This is a genomic window from Staphylococcus petrasii (assembly GCF_002902565.1).
In the GTDB taxonomy this organism is placed as follows: domain Bacteria; phylum Bacillota; class Bacilli; order Staphylococcales; family Staphylococcaceae; genus Staphylococcus; species Staphylococcus petrasii.
Map to the genome: position 1 here is coordinate 1 of NZ_PPRC01000070.1, position 14,749 is coordinate 14,749.

The window sequence follows — 14,749 nt, forward strand, 5'->3', positions numbered from 1 at the left end:
TATATATACTGTACACGTTATAGTTGTAATTATATTAGAGTTTATTTCCATATATTGCAATCCTCTATATAGTAGTAATGATATAACGTTAATTATAATAAGTAGTGACATAAATTTAATTTTCAAAATTAAACATATCATGATTAATAAAATAAACATCGCTATTCCTATTATAAAACTATATTTATTATTCAAACTGATTATTTCGTATATAGGATGTTGTTCAAAATAATAGTTAATTAACGGTAATATTATAATTGATATTAAATATAGCCCTATTAAAGCTAACTTAAACTTAAATGACGTGCCCCATTTTACTATTACTTTTCTAAATAAATAACTTTCAATTACTGTAAAAAATAATAATGTTGTGATGATATAAATAAAAAGTCCAATAGTTATAGGATGAGAATCAAAAAGAAAATTATTCATAATTTGGACGCTAGTTATAAAGCTAAAAATTCCTAAAAATAATTTGTATAATTCTTTTTCATAACTCATATCTTTAACAAAACGATTCGCATATTCTTTTATCGGTATTTGAGTAAATTCTGCAATATCTTTTCCATCAGTTTCTAACATTTGAAGATGGTCTTTGAGTTCATTTAAAATTTCATTAGTTTCTTTTAAACTTTTTCCTCTTAAAATTAATTCAGCTTTAAGTTTAATGAGAAATTCATTTGCTGACTGACTTAACATGTTTCATTCCTCCATGCATAGTTGTAATTTCTTAGTTGATAACGGATTTAACTCTAATTACTTATCTTTCTCTTTTCGGTTAGTGTAATAAGCGTGGGTGAAGAATGCGATGTTCATGAGTATGAGTAAAATAATTGATGCGATTAGTGATACGACAGCGAATTGGCTGTCTGAATGGCTGTGTGCTTTGAATAATTGTGCAATGATGTTTGGTAAGCAAACGATGAATACGATGAGCGCGAACATTTTTTGTTTAACGATAAAGCATGCAATCATCACTATTGCGAGTAATATGATGCCTACAATAATGCTTTGGGTTTGTGATAAAGTTGCGATTGTATAAATAGGGTAATGCTTTGATATATAAGTACTTAAGAACATAAGTCCGAATATGACTGCGCCCCCTATAAACGCAAATAAGTAGACTTTCTTTTGCTCGCCGTATTTAATAAAGATTTTTTTCAAAAGAAATAGCGGAGCAATAATACTTATTGCGAATATGAAAATCACGTTTAAAATATAGCCTACTGTTAGTTCAAATTCTTTATTAAATAAGTCCGGAATCGTGTAGATTGCGAACATAAAGAGTACAAAGTAAGTTAAATACTTAGGCAAGCCTTTGGTAAAACTCATTTCTTTGGAAAAGTTGTCGGCATAATCTTTCACTGGCGTGTTTAGAATATCGCTAACATCGTCGCCATTCTGCTCTGCTGTTTCAAAGTGATCTTGTAATTCATCGCCAATTGCATGTACTTCTTCTTCGTCTTTGCCTCTAAATAATAATTCAGCTTTCAATTTAAACAAGTAATCTTCTTGTTCTTTATTTAGCATCTTCATCACTCCCGAATAAATTATTCATTCCTGCATTGAGGTAGTTCCATTTTTCTTTAAAACGTTGTAATTCTTCTTGGCCACTTTCAGAAATAGTGTAATACTTACGTTTTGGTCCGCCGTTGTCTGATTTACGAGTAGTTGTATTCACATAGCCCTTTTTACTTAATCTCAGAAGCACTGGATAAATACTGCCATCGCTTATTTCAGGAAATTGATTTTCTTTTAATTTCTCTAAAATTTCATAACCATACGTTTCGCCTTTTGCTATAAGTCCAAGTATTGCGCCATCTAAAAGCCCCTTCATCATTTGATTGGATACTGACATGTCATCACCTTTTTATTAACTATCTTATAATATAAGATAGTCTATTATAAAAAAGAAGTCAACTATCTTACGTTAAAAGATAGTGACTCTTTAATAGTTGCTAAATCGCAGTTTATTAATTTTTATTGAGGTTTACTTTCAATGATTAAACTTTTAGATAGTTTAATTGCTAAGCTAATCAACAAGTTACATAAGTGACACGTCAAAAAACCCCCAGGACTTTTAGGCAAGACTGGGGGCTTTTTCATGCTAACAATGCTAGTTATGTGTATATTATATTTTATATTGTGTAATTTGTAAACTAAAAGTTATTATTAATCATTTGAGAATTAATAATTAGTACAATAAAAACCCCCTGTAGCTTTGGCGAGCCTGGGGATTTTCATACTTTGTAGTTAGTATAATTAGTCATTTAGTAATTAAACTTTTAGATAATTTAATCGCTAAGATAATCAACAAGTTACATAAATAACACAATAAAAACTCTAGTTCCTTTAACCATGCTAGGAATACTAGTTGAATATATTATATTTCTTTTTGTGTAATTTGTAAACAAAGTACTAAAGTATCATAAAGCATAGATTTTAGATGTATTTTGCTAGGATTTTAAAAAATAATTCTGCTCCATACTTAATTAATCAATTTATTTGTTACTTAAATATATATTGCTTTTCCAAAAGATGCGTCTGCACTTTCACCTAGGGCTTCTGATAGAGAAGGGTGTGGTTGGATAATTTGAGAGATATCGTTCAGTGTACCGCCCGAAGCTTTAACGCCTAAGATTTCACTAATTAAATCTGTGGCATGCGGGCCAACAATAAATCCACCTAGTATTTTGCCGTCTTGTTTATTGGCAACGATTTTGATAAATCCTTGTGTTTCCCCTTTTAATATTGCTTTAGGGTTCTTTTGAAAGTTTGCAGTAGTTACTTCAACGTCATAACCCGCTTCTTTTGCTTGTGTTTCTGACAAACCTACTGAAGCTGATTCTAATCTTGTATAGATACATCTTGGTATATCTTCTTGATAGATAGTCTCCGGATTTTTACCGGCAATCTTTTCTGCAACATATTTACCATGTGCACTTGCTGTATGGGCTAATTGATAGCCTGGCACTAAATCACCAATCGCATACACGTGTTTATAGCTCGTTTCATAATGTTCATTGACTTGTAAACATTTACCATCTTGTTCCAATTGAAGTGCTTTAGCGACGTGTACATTGGGTTGTCGTCCTGTGGCAAAAAGTAGCGTTTCATACGGTATTTCCCTTGGGCCATCTTTTCCATCTATTTCTAAAGTGGTTGTATTAATTTTTTTCGTTTCTGAATTGGTGATGATATTAACACCTTGTTGTTTTAAATAGGATGTGAGATGTTCACGTATTTCTTTAATTTCGCTGGATAAAATGCTGTCGCCCTTTTCCAAAATAGTAACGTCGACACCTAAATCGGCCATTGCAGAAGCTATTTCCGAGGCAATAACACCGCCACCAATAATCACAAGTTGTTTCGGCAATTCTTTCATATTGAAAAATGTGTCCGCGGTTTCATAGTGTGCTTGATCTACGCCTTCGATTGGAGGTACGAACGGCTTCGTTCCTGTAGCCAAGATAATATCTTTCGCCGTATAAATGGTTTCATTGACTTGGACTTTCAAATCTTCGAGCACTTCTGCTTCGCCTTCAATCAAATCAACGTTATGTTGAGATAATGCGTCTCTGACATCATCAGTCACTGTTTTTACGACTTGATCTTTACGTTGCACTAAGCCTGTTAAATCAATGTCTATATTATTTGTTTTAATCCCCCAACTGTTTGCAGAATGGATATCTCTTACTTTAGCGCCGTATTCTAAAAATAGCTTTGCTGGTATACATCCTACGTTGAGACAGACACCGCCTACGTGCTTCTTCTCAATGATAGCGACATGTTTACCTAGTTGAGCCGCTCTAATTGCTGCTGCATATCCTCCTGGTCCTGCGCCAATAATAATTAAATCATATGATTTAGACATCATTTGCTACCCCTTTCACCTTTGTAGTTGTTATTTCATCCCTAAAAATTATTTACTTTGAACATAATCCCCCTGTTTTGGTGTGAGCGTTTTTACACCCTTTCAATTATATCTTAGAGTTATATTTTTATATTTTCAAATAAACGTAAGTGAACAATTGTTACAATTTTAGATAATCTTAAATTTGCGTGCATTAACGCTTATTTTCAATATATTTGCCGACCTTCTCTTCGCAAAAAATAAAAAACTGCTCACAAAGTATTTATCTTTGTAAGCAGTTCTGCCCCAAGTTTCTCTTTTTTAATAAGCAAGTTTATTTCAATGCTCTATTCTTCAGTAAATTGTTCGATTGTTTCTTTTATAGCTTTGTCCCAGTATGCATAGTCATGAATGCCTGGGCTTTCTTTAAAGTTATATTGAATGCCTTTTTCATCAAGATATTTAATAAATTCTAAGTTTTGTGGGTATAGTTCGTCTTCCGTGCCACACATAATCAGTAGTTCAGGTAAGTCTACGTGATTGTCTATAGCTTGTTCTACTAAATAATACGGATCAAATGGTGTGCCTTTGATGTCTCCCTTTTCCCCAATAATAGCTTGAGGCGAAAAGTCATAATACTCATAGTCTCTAAGTAATGAGACATCGAATGGTGCAGATAATATGGCTGCTTTAGAGAAACGTTGGCTTTGCGTTAAGGCATATTTAGTAGTCCCGTAGCCTCCCATGGAATGGCCAGCGATGAAGTTGTCTTCTCTAGCTTTAGATAGTGGGAAGATTTGATGTACATAATCGTAGACTTCCATAACGTAGTCATAATAGCTATGCCCGTAAGCCATATTTGTATAGAAACTGTGATCCGCATTTGGAAGAATAATCGCCAGTTTATGATCATTAGCATAGCGTTCAATGCTTGTATAGCGTAAATAAGAATTTGCGTCGCTTGATAAACCATGTAACACTAACATTGATTTTAACGGTTTTGCTTCTTGATCTTTTTTGAAAAAGCTTGTGTCTTCTGGAAGAATCACATTAAGTGATTGATGCATGCCTAATGTTTTAGATAAATAATTTAATTCTATTAATGCCATCTTAAGGATACCTCCTACTCATTTATCGTTACGTTGCTGGATCTAACTTTTTCTCAAGTAAACGTAATAGGATATCGATTAATACTACAATTACGACAATTGGAATAGCGCCGGCAAGAATAAAGAGTGTGCCGTCTGTCGCATTTGTGCCTCGGATTACGATATCACCAAGTGTTGGCGCGCCGATAAATGAACCAACAGCTACGACACCAATTGCGACAACTAATGCAATACGAATACCGCCTATAATGACTGACAGTGACAGTGGTAATTCAATCATTCTTAGTACTTGGTTTCTTGTCATTCCCATGCCTTTACCAGCGTCTTTAATATTCGCGTCTACTTCATTAATACCCGTATATGTGTTTTTAATAATAGGTAATAATGCATATAAGAATACAGTAAATATAACTGTGTTCATTCCTAATCCGATGCCAAGCATTAAGATGGCTAACATCGCGATGACTGGCACAGTTTGAATCACATTGGCAATCGTAATCACTACGCCAGATAGTTTACCTACTCTCGCTATTAAAATGCCTAACGGTATGCCAACGAGAGCAGCAAATAATACGCCATATACTGACATTAATAAATGGTTGACGAATAGTTCCCATAGGTAGCCAAAATTCGTTTGATAATAGTTAATTAATTGTTCAAATAAATTGCCTTCCATCAGTTTTGACCACCTTTCTTAGTATTATCGTCATCTTCAAAATAATTATGTTGTTTCAAGAAGTTTTCTGCTACAGTTGCTGGTTCTTGACCTTTACCGTCAGCAAGATAATTTAATTTTTGCATTTGTTCTGTTGAAATTTTGCCTTCTAATTTTTTAACGATTGGTTTTAATTCAGGTTTTTCTTTTAATAATTCGTCTGTCACTAATGGGCTTGCGTCGTATGGTGGGAAGAATTTACGGTCATCTTTTAAGACTTTTAAATCATACGCAGCAATACGTCCGTCAGTTGAATAACCTACTGCCACGTCTAATTGACCGGCATTTAATGCATCGTAAACTAAACCGATTTGCATAGGTCTTACTGTTCCGAAATCAATGCCGTATTCTTTCTTGAATCCCGGATAACCGTCACCCTTACGATTCATCCAAGCACTATCCATACCTACTCTTAAATCTTTGGCATGTTTTTTTAAATCTGATACTGTTTCTAAATCATATTTTTTAGCTGTTTCTTTCGTAACCATGAGTGAGTATGTGTTCGCAAAGCCATATGAATCAAAGAATGTTTGGTTATATTTATCTTTGAAACCTTTCTTTGTAGCTTTCATTGCTTTATCAGGATCTTTAATAGCGTCTTCACCTAATGCGCCCGTTAAATCTGTACCTGTATAACGGGTACCAGACATGTTGGCTTCTCCACTTGTAATGGCATTATGTTGAATAACACTAGATCCTAAGTTATTGATTAATGTTGGTTGTATTTCCCCATTTGTGTCATGTTCAATTAGTAATCTCAGCATATGTGACATGATTTGAGATTCACTTGTCCCTAAGCTTGTAATTTTAACTTCGTCATCTGAATTATTATTTTTTAAACCAGGTAAATTACATCCAGATAACACTGTTAGAGACAATATTAAAACTACGATATACTTTTTATAATTTTTCATAATGTCCTCCTTAATTTATTATCTGGAAACTTTAAGTCCTTTAGGTACAATCCACTTTTCAATACGAGATAAACAGAAATCTACAATAAGCGCGAGCGCTGTAACTAAGATTGTTGCTGAGATAATCATTGCCGGTTCGTAAAGGTTAAGACCGTTAAAGATAAAGTCACCTAAACCACCTGCGCCGACGTAACTTGCGAGTGTTGCCCAGCTAATGACATAAACTGATGATAAGCGCACGCCACTAATAATCATTGGTAAGGCGAGTGGAAGCTCAACGTCTTTCATTAACTGTGTGCCTGTCATTCCCATACTGCGTCCTGCTTCTCGCACATTACCATCAATATTTTGTACGCCAATTACTGTATTATTTAAGATTGGTAATAAAACATAAAAGAATAAAGCGATAATCGCTGGTGTCTTACCAACGCCAAATAAAGGAATCATTAGTGCTAATACTGCTAGTGTGGGAATTGTTTGTAATATACCTGCAATTGTAAGTGCAATTTTAGACAGGCGTTTCGTTTTAGAAAGTAGTATACCTACCGGAACTGCGACTACAATTGCGATAAGTAGAGCAACGACAGAAATATAAAGATGTTCTAATGTCTTTGCTAATAGTGCGCCACTATTTTCAGATAAAAATTCCATCATTGCTTGTCAGCTCCATTAACTTCAGGTTCGATAATTGGATCTTCTGTCGCCTTAGATTCCTCAGTGTTTTCTCCCCAAACGCTGTCATATACGATATCCACTAGGTTTGCTCTTACTACTAATCCCACTAATGTTTTATTGTCACTAGCAACGACTGGCACGTTTCTAACGCTACGTTTTAAGATAGTACGCACTGAGTCTTGTAATTTACTATCTATTCGTACGCGATAAATGTCTCGTTGCATTGTGTCGATAAGTTCTTTTTGAGCACGCAGACCTTGGTTAATATCTTCGATGTCTAAATAACCTAATAGATGATTTTCATTATTAACGACAAAGATGGTATCTACACGACGTTCACGCATAATATTGACCGCTTCATTTAATGAGCTATCTACGTGAACAGTGACTGGTTTAACCATCGCATCTTCAACCGTTCTTGTGTTTGGTCTATCTTGGATAAGACGATTTTGACCGATGAAATCTTTTACGAAATCATTTGCTGGGGCTCTTAAGATGTTATCTGGCGTATCATATTGAACGACTTTCCCATTAGTCATGATACAAATTTTATCTGCAAGTTTAATCGCTTCGTCCATATCATGTGTAACAAAGATAAACGTTTTACCTAATTGTTTTTGTAGTTTCTTCACTAAGTCTTGTAAGGTATCTCTTGTAATTGGATCGAGTGCGCCAAATGGCTCATCCATTAAGATAATATCTTGTTCTGCAGCTAGTGCACGTACAACACCAATACGTTGTTGCTGACCACCAGACAGTTCAGAAGGATAACGATCTAAATATTCTTCAGGTAAATCAACTAAATTAATTAATTCCTTAGCCTTTTCGTCTTTCTTTTCTTGTGACCATTTTAATAATTTAGGAACTAACACAATGTTTTCTTTCACTGTCATATGTGGCATCAAGCCAATTTGTTGAATAACGTAACCAATGCTACGACGTAACTCAACGGCATTCATTTGACGAATATTTTTACCATCAATTGTGATTTCGCCTTCAGTTGATTCAATCATGCGATTAATCATACGAAGTGCGGTAGTCTTACCACTCCCACTTGTACCGATGAAGGCTACAAAGTCTCCCGATTCAATATCGATATTCATGTTGTCTACTGCTTTCTTTCCACCTGCATAGACTTTTGATAAGTTCCTAATACTTAACATACGTCCATTCCTTTCTTTTCATTAATAGTTATTCAAAAAATAAGGACTAAATGTGGATGTTATACAAAGCTAACTAAGTAACAACAAGGCACATAAAGTCCTTTAAATCTTTGCTTTCTTTTATCAATAAATTCTCTGAGTAGTTTATAAGATTGCTAGTTTATGAGCGTCGTGTAATTCCGATTTGATGACCTAACTGCTTAGGCGTTTCAGATAATGAATAATCCTCAAAGTAACGTGTCACATTGTCAGCGATAGAAGTTGGGAACGGTGCTGGACGCTCAGATTGTGTATCCATTCCCATTAACATGACTTCATACGTTGCCGCTAATTGCTGATTAGAGTTATACATTTCCATAAATACGTGTAATCGTTTACTGTCATAATCATACAGATAAACATTGACTGTTATTGCATCATGTTCTTTCATTTCTTTTAAAAATGTGACATGGTTCTCCAGCGTGAATATTGTGTAATTTAGCGTTTTTATCGCATCAACATCTAAACCAATATAGGCGAGCCAATCATCTGTGGCATCACTGAATACACGATTATATTCGGCATCATTCATATGCCCATTATGATCGACCCACTCAGTTTTAACTTCTGTGTTATATGCATATAATTGATTCATCTTATAACACCTGATTAGCTTTCTTCATACCGGCAGTTTCTTCTGGCCAATATTCTTCAGCTAATTTTTTAACTTTAATTAAAAATTCATTACGTTTTTGGTCGAGTTCTGACATAGTGTAACCTTGTGATGATGCCTCACTACCGCTTACTACCTTTTCATATAAATCATCTGTAAGCTCTGGTGCGACTAATTTAGTCCATGGTTTCTTCAATGCTGGACCAAATTGTTTTAACATGTGGCGCATACCGCCTTCACCACCAGCTAAGTGGAAAGTCATGAACGGACCATATTGCGCATAACGTAAGCCGGCAGCATGTGTAAATGCTTTGTCGACTTCTTCTGTCGTTGCAATACCATCATTGACGATATGCAACGCTTCACGCCAAAGTGCTTCCATAAGACGGTCAGCAATGTGTCCTTCAACTTCGTGTCTTACATGTAAAACATCCATGCCAATATCTTCATAAATCTTCTCAGCTTTAATGATTGTTTCTTCTGAAGTTTGTTCGCCGCCTACAATTTCAACTAACGGTAAAATGTAGACTGGATGGAATGGATGCGCTACAACAAGTCGTTCTGGATGTGATAAATTCTGTTGTAACTCTGTAGGCATAATGCCAGAAGTACTTGAGCCAATTGTGGCATCCGCTTTAGCGTAGAAATCAATTTCTTTTAATACGGCGTCTTTAATTTCTTCTACTTCTGGAACATTTTCTTGAATATGATCTGCTTCTTTAACCGCTTCTTCTAAGTTTGGTGTAAAAGTCAGGTTATCAAGTGACGCATTCTCTGCTAAGCCCATTTCTTCAGCATAAGGCCAATTTTGTTTAACTTGCGCTAACATTCTTTCATAAGCGCCTTCACTTGGATCTGTAGCGATGACTTCATGGCCATGAGCTAACATTCTAGTTATCCAGCCACTACCAATGACGCCTGTTCCGACAACTGCGAACTTCATTATTGGCCTCCTTTTGGATTTCTTAAATTAAATTTTTCTCTTGCTTCTGCTGGTGTTAATGGTTCAATATCTAATTCAGCTAATATTTTTTTAGCTTCTTCTACAAGTGCTTCGTTTGTTGCTTTAACACCTTTAGAAATATAAATATTGTCTTCTAAACCAACGCGAATATTACCGCCACGTTTTGCGACTTCTTTTACGGTTGGTAATTGCATTTTTCCGATACCAAATGCTGACCAATGCGCATTCTCTGGAATACGTGATACTAAATAATCAATTGTTTCTGGGTCATTCTCTGCGCCCCAAGGAATACCTAAACAGAATTGGAACATTGGGTCGCCTTCAATTAATCCTTCGTTGATTAATTGTTTCGCAAAGCTGACATGACCTGTATCGAAACATTCTAATTCAGGTTTTACGCCTGCATCTTTTACCATTTGTGCTTGTTCTCTAAGCCATGCAGCTGGACTTATATAAATTGAATCTCCCATGTTTGCGCTACCACAATCTAATGTGCACATTTCTGGAAGTGAATCTTTAACTGGACGATGGCGTTCTTCAGGAGTTTGAATCCAAGTACCTTCACCGCCTGTTTCTGGGTGTTCTTTACTTGGCATGAAATCTCCGCCACCGCCTGATGTGATGTTAATGATAATATCTTCATCTGCTTCTCTTATTAATCTTACTGTTTCTGCATAAAGTTCTGGATCATGACTGACAGCCCCTGTCTTAGGGTCTCTCACATGAATATGAGCTACTGTTGCTCCTGCTTTCGCACATTTTATAGCTGAATCAGCTATTTCTTGTGGTGTAACTGGTACATTTTCATTTTTTTCAATTGTATCTCCTGCGCCTGTAATCGCTGCTGTTAATACAACTTTTTGCATCGTTATCACCTCGGTTGATTTATTTATTACGTTAGTTACTATACCAACTGGTCGGTAAAGTTTCAACAGTCTGTCACAAAAATAGAGCCGAGTAATGTGTTATACACTACTCGGCTCTAAGGCTATAGGAATTTTAACTTTTTTCTTTGATATATTCTTTTAAGCGATTAAGTACTTCTTCGCGCATATCTTCATCAATGGCACTAATACCAAATATTTCTGACAGCCACAAGCCATCTACAGCTAAGCGAATAATTGTGGCATCTGCTTTATCTAAGCCATCTTGTTCGATATGTTGTTGCCAATCTTGATAAGACTCTCTTAAGGGTACAAGTAAATTTCTATTAGAGCCTTGGGCAGCTAACATTCCAGATGTAATTGGTGCATTTTCTGTACGGTGTTCTCGCGTTGCTTCAATAAATGCGTTTAGCCATTGACCTTTCTCTGCTTGATCTTGATTTATATGTTGATTGACATTACTTTTATATAATTCATTAGCGTAATTCACTAATTCTTGTATTAAACCATCTTTAGACTTGAAGTGGTATAATAACCCACCTTTACTAACGCCGGCTTTCTTAGCCACAGCATCTAACGTTAAATAATCAGCGCCTTGCTCATTTACAATAGACGCTGCACATTCTAATAAATATTGCTTTTTTGAAGTTCTTGCCAATTTTTCACCAACTTCCTAAATACGCTATATTGCTTTGATGTATTTATAGTTATCCAATCATTTTTATAATAAACCTTTTTAGGAAAATGTAGAACAATTATTTTTCATGAAATTATCTTTAAAATAGACATAAAGCGTCTAACCCCATTTTTTATAATGTAATCGTACTCATAATATATATAAAGGGGTTTTTAATGATGAAAAAAGTAGGTATTTTAGCAACTAGTGCATTAGCAGGAACATTATTATTCGCAGGAACAGGACATGCGCAAGCAGCTAGTCAAATTTCTTCCCATCAAGCTGAAGAGGAAGTAGCAAGTTATATTCAAAATTCTAATACTTATCATAAAAAGCCAGAATCTGGTGTTGTAGCTTCTTCATCACAAGAAACATTTTCTCCTGTAGAGAATTCTTATGCTATTGGTTTTGGCCAAGTAAGAGATAACGGCCCAACTTTCTTATATGTAAATAAATCTACTGGAACAATCTATGACGGTCATGGTAATGTTTTACAACAAGGCGCGTTAGGCCAAAATAACGCTAACTCTAATAACCAACAAAATGGTGAGAATACACAAACTACAACACATGAGAATCAAACAACTCCAAATACTTCTCAACAAACAAATGCTAATACTACTTCTAATGCTCAATCATCACAAGATAACTCAACTACAACTTCTCAAGACGCTAAACATGCAACTAGCCAAGCTACATCGACTACAGCTTTACCAGAAACTGGTGAAACTTCAAATAGTGGATTAGTAACAACTATCGCGGCTGTATTATTAGCAGCAGGTTCATTCTTAGTATTCCGTAGAAAATCTACTACAAAATAATTATTATAGTAAAACCCCCAGACTCATTTAGAGTGCTGGGGGTCTAATTTTGGATTATTATTATTCAATTGGTTCTAAATTCATGATTGCGCCAAAGTTTTGTTGGGCGTTAGTAAACGTAATAAATGCTACAAGTTCTACAATTTCTTCGTCCGTTAATCCTTCTTTAAGCACCTGAATAATATTATCTGGAATTTGATCGCCCATTTTAATAAATACTTCGGTAAAACCGATAAAAACAGACGATTTTTCATCTTTTAGACTGCCGGTAGGTTGGCCTTTTGCTTTACAGTATTGGCAACCATTTTTCTGTGCTAACATTCTTCTTATTTCTTCTTTCAATTCTTTACTCAAAGCGCCATCGTTCTCTAATAAATCACTAAGTTGTGTCCATGACGACATTAATTCAGGCTGGTGGCCTAATAACTGTTGAAATGGAGTTTTTCCAATTTTTGTATAATTGATAATTGGCATAATCTTACCTCCTTTAAATATATTTTATTGCTTATATCAAAGTTTGAACTTAATATTTATATGGAATTACATCATATTACTTTCACTATTTTAGGAGGTTACGCTCATGGACCATACAAATATAAATTTATTACATATACTAAAAGAAAATAGTAAATTATCGCTTAGTGAACTAAGTCAAAAAGTGAATCTATCCGTTCCTTCAACGAGAGAGCGTATTCACAAATTAATTGATTCTGGCATTATCAAAAATTATACAATCAACATTGATTACAGTTTATTGGGCTATGATATTGAAGCAATTATAGAACTTACTATTAAAAATAATTTATACAAAGACTTTAAGAATTATATTTCTGAACAAGAGAATGTCGCGTTTTGTTATAGAATTTCAGGTGACAGTTGTTTTATGTTTAAAGCACGTTTTAAAGACATGAAAAAAGCAGAGAACTTTATAGATTCTCTGCAGAAATATGGGCATAGTAAGACGCATTTTATTTTTTCAAAGGTAGTGTAATTCACTAATTTAAAATTATACTAATGCTTCTTTGATTTTATTTAAGCCTTTTTTCATGATTTCTCGAGGGATGGCGATGTTAATTCTGACGTGGCCTTCTGCGTTATGAACAAATTGTTCTTCGCCTTCAATGATGACGCCTGCATGTTTGATAAAGTATTTAGCTATTGGTTCGTCGATTTCTTTTTGGTTGATGTAATAGCTTAAATCTACCCACGCTAGGTAAGTTGCTTCTGGTATTTTAAATTTTGCATGTGGAAGTTCATTTTCCAAGAATTCTGCTAAATATTTAAAATTGTCATCTAAATAATTGTTCATTGCTTCCAACCAGTCTTCGCCCTTTTCATAAGCAGCTTGGGTTGCAGCAATGCTTAATGGATTCTCCGTTCCAAAGTGACGTAGCTTCCATGTCTTCAATAATCTTCTATTAGGAATGATTATATTTGAAAACATGAGTCCTGCGATGTTGAAGGCTTTACTTTGAGACATTGTGGTAATGATCTTATCGTAATCTGGCATAGCTTTAGCAAACGGAATGTGCGTTTGGTCAGCGCGTTTAATGTCACAATGAATTTCATCTGAAATTACCCAAACATCATTGTCTTGCATAATTTCTCCTAATTGTTTTAATTCATCTTCTGACCACACTCTGCCTGTTGGGTTATGTGGGTTAGCGAAGATACACAGTTTTATATTTTCTGTTTCTACTTTTTTGCGGACATCTTTATAGTCAATTTCGTAATAACCGTTGTTATTAATAAGTGGTGAATAAACGGCTGAAACATTATTTTTGTCGCATGCCATTTTAAATGGACCATAACTTGGTGTAAGAATTAAAGCTTTGTCATCCTCGTCGCAAATATAACTTACTAATTCTATGATGCCGGCCACAATACCGTGAGAGAAGACGAGTTGTTCTTGAGGAAAAGTATAACCAAAACGTCTTTTAGTCCATGAAACAAAAGCTTCATAATATTCTGAGCCAAAGATATTAGTATAACCTAGAATTTTTTTATCAAGTCTGTCACGTATAGCATCTAAGACTACCTCTGGTGTAGCGAAGTCCATATCTGCAACCCACATGCGAATTAATTCATCATTATCTTCTATATCTGAAACGTCAGCGTCTCCAAATAAATAACCCTTGTAACCTTCCACATTCATAGCATTGGTATAGCGACGCTCTATAATTTCATCAAAATTGTAAGTCAAAGTATCTCCTCCTGAAATTTATTTCCTTAAATATCATTTTAATACTTATTATTTTTAAATTCATTTTTAAAAATTTAAAGCATTATAGCACCTATTCTTTATCATAAATAGATCCTATAA

General features: G+C 34.7%; 17 protein-coding genes. 2 read left to right on the forward strand and 15 right to left on the reverse strand.

What is annotated here, in order from left to right; translation table 11 throughout:
- The 13 genes from CD127_RS10090 to CD127_RS10150 form a co-directional block, all read right to left on the reverse strand.
- Positions 1–699, reverse strand: a 699-nt coding sequence (locus tag CD127_RS10090) for a hypothetical protein (RefSeq protein WP_142381311.1), incomplete at its 3' end; no start/stop codon positions are given.
- Between the two features lie 57 nt (positions 700–756).
- Positions 757–1,530 (reverse strand): hypothetical protein, encoded by a 774-nt coding sequence (locus CD127_RS10095; RefSeq protein ID WP_103366622.1) that lies wholly within the window; start codon positions 1,528–1,530, stop codon positions 757–759.
- On the reverse strand, positions 1,520–1,858 hold the full coding sequence (locus CD127_RS10100) for a PadR family transcriptional regulator (protein ID WP_103297837.1): 339 nt from the start codon (positions 1,856–1,858) through the stop codon (positions 1,520–1,522). Before CD127_RS10100 ends, CD127_RS10095 begins: the two co-directional genes overlap by 11 nt.
- 654 nt (positions 1,859–2,512) lie before the next feature.
- Positions 2,513–3,874: a dihydrolipoyl dehydrogenase gene (gene lpdA, locus CD127_RS10105; RefSeq protein ID WP_103366623.1), complete on the reverse strand. Its 1,362-nt coding sequence runs from the start codon at positions 3,872–3,874 to the stop codon at positions 2,513–2,515.
- Between the two features lie 326 nt (positions 3,875–4,200).
- A complete protein-coding gene (locus CD127_RS10110) occupies positions 4,201–4,962 on the reverse strand; it encodes an alpha/beta hydrolase (protein WP_103366624.1) in 762 nt (253 codons plus the stop codon).
- 28 nt (positions 4,963–4,990) lie between these two features.
- Positions 4,991–5,638, reverse strand: a complete 648-nt coding sequence (locus CD127_RS10115) for an ABC transporter permease (protein WP_103297834.1) — start codon at positions 5,636–5,638, stop codon at positions 4,991–4,993.
- A complete protein-coding gene (locus tag CD127_RS10120; RefSeq protein ID WP_103366625.1) occupies positions 5,638–6,591 on the reverse strand; it encodes an osmoprotectant ABC transporter substrate-binding protein in 954 nt (317 codons plus the stop codon). The genes CD127_RS10115 and CD127_RS10120 overlap by 1 nt, the downstream gene beginning before the upstream one ends.
- An 18-nt stretch (positions 6,592–6,609) precedes the next feature.
- Positions 6,610–7,245, reverse strand: a complete 636-nt coding sequence (locus CD127_RS10125; protein ID WP_103297832.1) for an ABC transporter permease — start codon at positions 7,243–7,245, stop codon at positions 6,610–6,612.
- The gene (locus CD127_RS10130; protein WP_103366626.1) at positions 7,242–8,429 is read right to left on the reverse strand and encodes a betaine/proline/choline family ABC transporter ATP-binding protein; all 1,188 of its coding nucleotides are present in this window, start codon (positions 8,427–8,429) and stop codon (positions 7,242–7,244) included. The genes CD127_RS10125 and CD127_RS10130 overlap by 4 nt, the downstream gene beginning before the upstream one ends.
- A gap of 160 nt (positions 8,430–8,589) precedes the next feature.
- Positions 8,590–9,063 carry a thioesterase family protein gene (locus CD127_RS10135; protein ID WP_103366627.1) on the reverse strand — a complete coding sequence of 158 codons (474 nt, stop codon included), beginning with the start codon at positions 9,061–9,063 and terminating at the stop codon, positions 8,590–8,592.
- Between the two features lies 1 nt (position 9,064).
- Complete coding sequence (locus tag CD127_RS10140; protein ID WP_103297829.1) at positions 9,065–10,024, reverse strand: 3-hydroxyacyl-CoA dehydrogenase NAD-binding domain-containing protein; 960 nt, start codon at positions 10,022–10,024, stop codon at positions 9,065–9,067.
- Positions 10,024–10,911 carry a beta-keto acid cleavage family enzyme gene (locus CD127_RS10145; RefSeq protein ID WP_167409892.1) on the reverse strand — a complete coding sequence of 296 codons (888 nt, stop codon included), beginning with the start codon at positions 10,909–10,911 and terminating at the stop codon, positions 10,024–10,026. The genes CD127_RS10140 and CD127_RS10145 overlap by 1 nt, the downstream gene beginning before the upstream one ends.
- A gap of 133 nt (positions 10,912–11,044) precedes the next feature.
- Positions 11,045–11,587 carry a TetR/AcrR family transcriptional regulator gene (locus tag CD127_RS10150; protein WP_103366628.1) on the reverse strand — a complete coding sequence of 181 codons (543 nt, stop codon included), beginning with the start codon at positions 11,585–11,587 and terminating at the stop codon, positions 11,045–11,047.
- A gap of 194 nt (positions 11,588–11,781) precedes the next feature.
- Between CD127_RS10150 and CD127_RS10155 the strand changes: the two genes are divergently transcribed.
- Positions 11,782–12,426, forward strand: a complete 645-nt coding sequence (locus CD127_RS10155; RefSeq protein ID WP_103366629.1) for an LPXTG cell wall anchor domain-containing protein — start codon at positions 11,782–11,784, stop codon at positions 12,424–12,426.
- A gap of 60 nt (positions 12,427–12,486) precedes the next feature.
- Here the strand turns inward: CD127_RS10155 and CD127_RS10160 are convergent, their stop codons facing one another.
- The gene (locus CD127_RS10160) at positions 12,487–12,900 is read right to left on the reverse strand and encodes a carboxymuconolactone decarboxylase family protein (protein WP_103366630.1); all 414 of its coding nucleotides are present in this window, start codon (positions 12,898–12,900) and stop codon (positions 12,487–12,489) included.
- Between the two features lie 106 nt (positions 12,901–13,006).
- Between CD127_RS10160 and CD127_RS10165 the strand changes: the two genes are divergently transcribed.
- Positions 13,007–13,417, forward strand: coding sequence for an Lrp/AsnC family transcriptional regulator (locus tag CD127_RS10165; protein ID WP_103297823.1), 411 nt, complete (start codon positions 13,007–13,009; stop codon positions 13,415–13,417).
- 15 nt (positions 13,418–13,432) lie between these two features.
- On the opposite strand, the gene CD127_RS10170 is transcribed toward CD127_RS10165, so the two are convergent.
- A complete protein-coding gene (locus CD127_RS10170; protein ID WP_103366631.1) occupies positions 13,433–14,629 on the reverse strand; it encodes a 3M3SH-releasing C-S lyase in 1,197 nt (398 codons plus the stop codon).
- Positions 14,630–14,749 lie beyond the last annotated feature (120 nt).

Bases quoted from the DNA above. Each gene is read 5' to 3' on its own strand.
- CD127_RS10115 (WP_103297834.1), bottom strand. From the start codon at position 5,638: ATGGAAGGCAATTTATTTGAACAATTAATTAACTATTATCAAACGAAT.
- CD127_RS10110 (WP_103366624.1), bottom strand. From the start codon at position 4,962: ATGGCATTAATAGAATTAAATTATTTATCTAAAACATTAGGCATGCAT.
- lpdA (WP_103366623.1), bottom strand. From the start codon at position 3,874: ATGTCTAAATCATATGATTTAATTATTATTGGCGCAGGACCAGGAGGA.
- CD127_RS10145 (WP_167409892.1), bottom strand. From the start codon at position 10,911: ATGCAAAAAGTTGTATTAACAGCAGCGATTACAGGCGCAGGAGATACA.
- CD127_RS10140 (WP_103297829.1), bottom strand. From the start codon at position 10,024: ATGAAGTTCGCAGTTGTCGGAACAGGCGTCATTGGTAGTGGCTGGATA.
- CD127_RS10155 (WP_103366629.1), top strand. From the start codon at position 11,782: ATGATGAAAAAAGTAGGTATTTTAGCAACTAGTGCATTAGCAGGAACA.
- CD127_RS10135 (WP_103366627.1), bottom strand. From the start codon at position 9,063: ATGAATCAATTATATGCATATAACACAGAAGTTAAAACTGAGTGGGTC.
- CD127_RS10120 (WP_103366625.1), bottom strand. From the start codon at position 6,591: ATGAAAAATTATAAAAAGTATATCGTAGTTTTAATATTGTCTCTAACA.
- CD127_RS10125 (WP_103297832.1), bottom strand. From the start codon at position 7,245: ATGATGGAATTTTTATCTGAAAATAGTGGCGCACTATTAGCAAAGACA.
- CD127_RS10095 (WP_103366622.1), bottom strand. From the start codon at position 1,530: ATGCTAAATAAAGAACAAGAAGATTACTTGTTTAAATTGAAAGCTGAA.
- CD127_RS10100 (WP_103297837.1), bottom strand. From the start codon at position 1,858: ATGTCAGTATCCAATCAAATGATGAAGGGGCTTTTAGATGGCGCAATA.
- CD127_RS10130 (WP_103366626.1), bottom strand. From the start codon at position 8,429: ATGTTAAGTATTAGGAACTTATCAAAAGTCTATGCAGGTGGAAAGAAA.
- CD127_RS10160 (WP_103366630.1), bottom strand. From the start codon at position 12,900: ATGCCAATTATCAATTATACAAAAATTGGAAAAACTCCATTTCAACAG.
- CD127_RS10165 (WP_103297823.1), top strand. From the start codon at position 13,007: ATGGACCATACAAATATAAATTTATTACATATACTAAAAGAAAATAGT.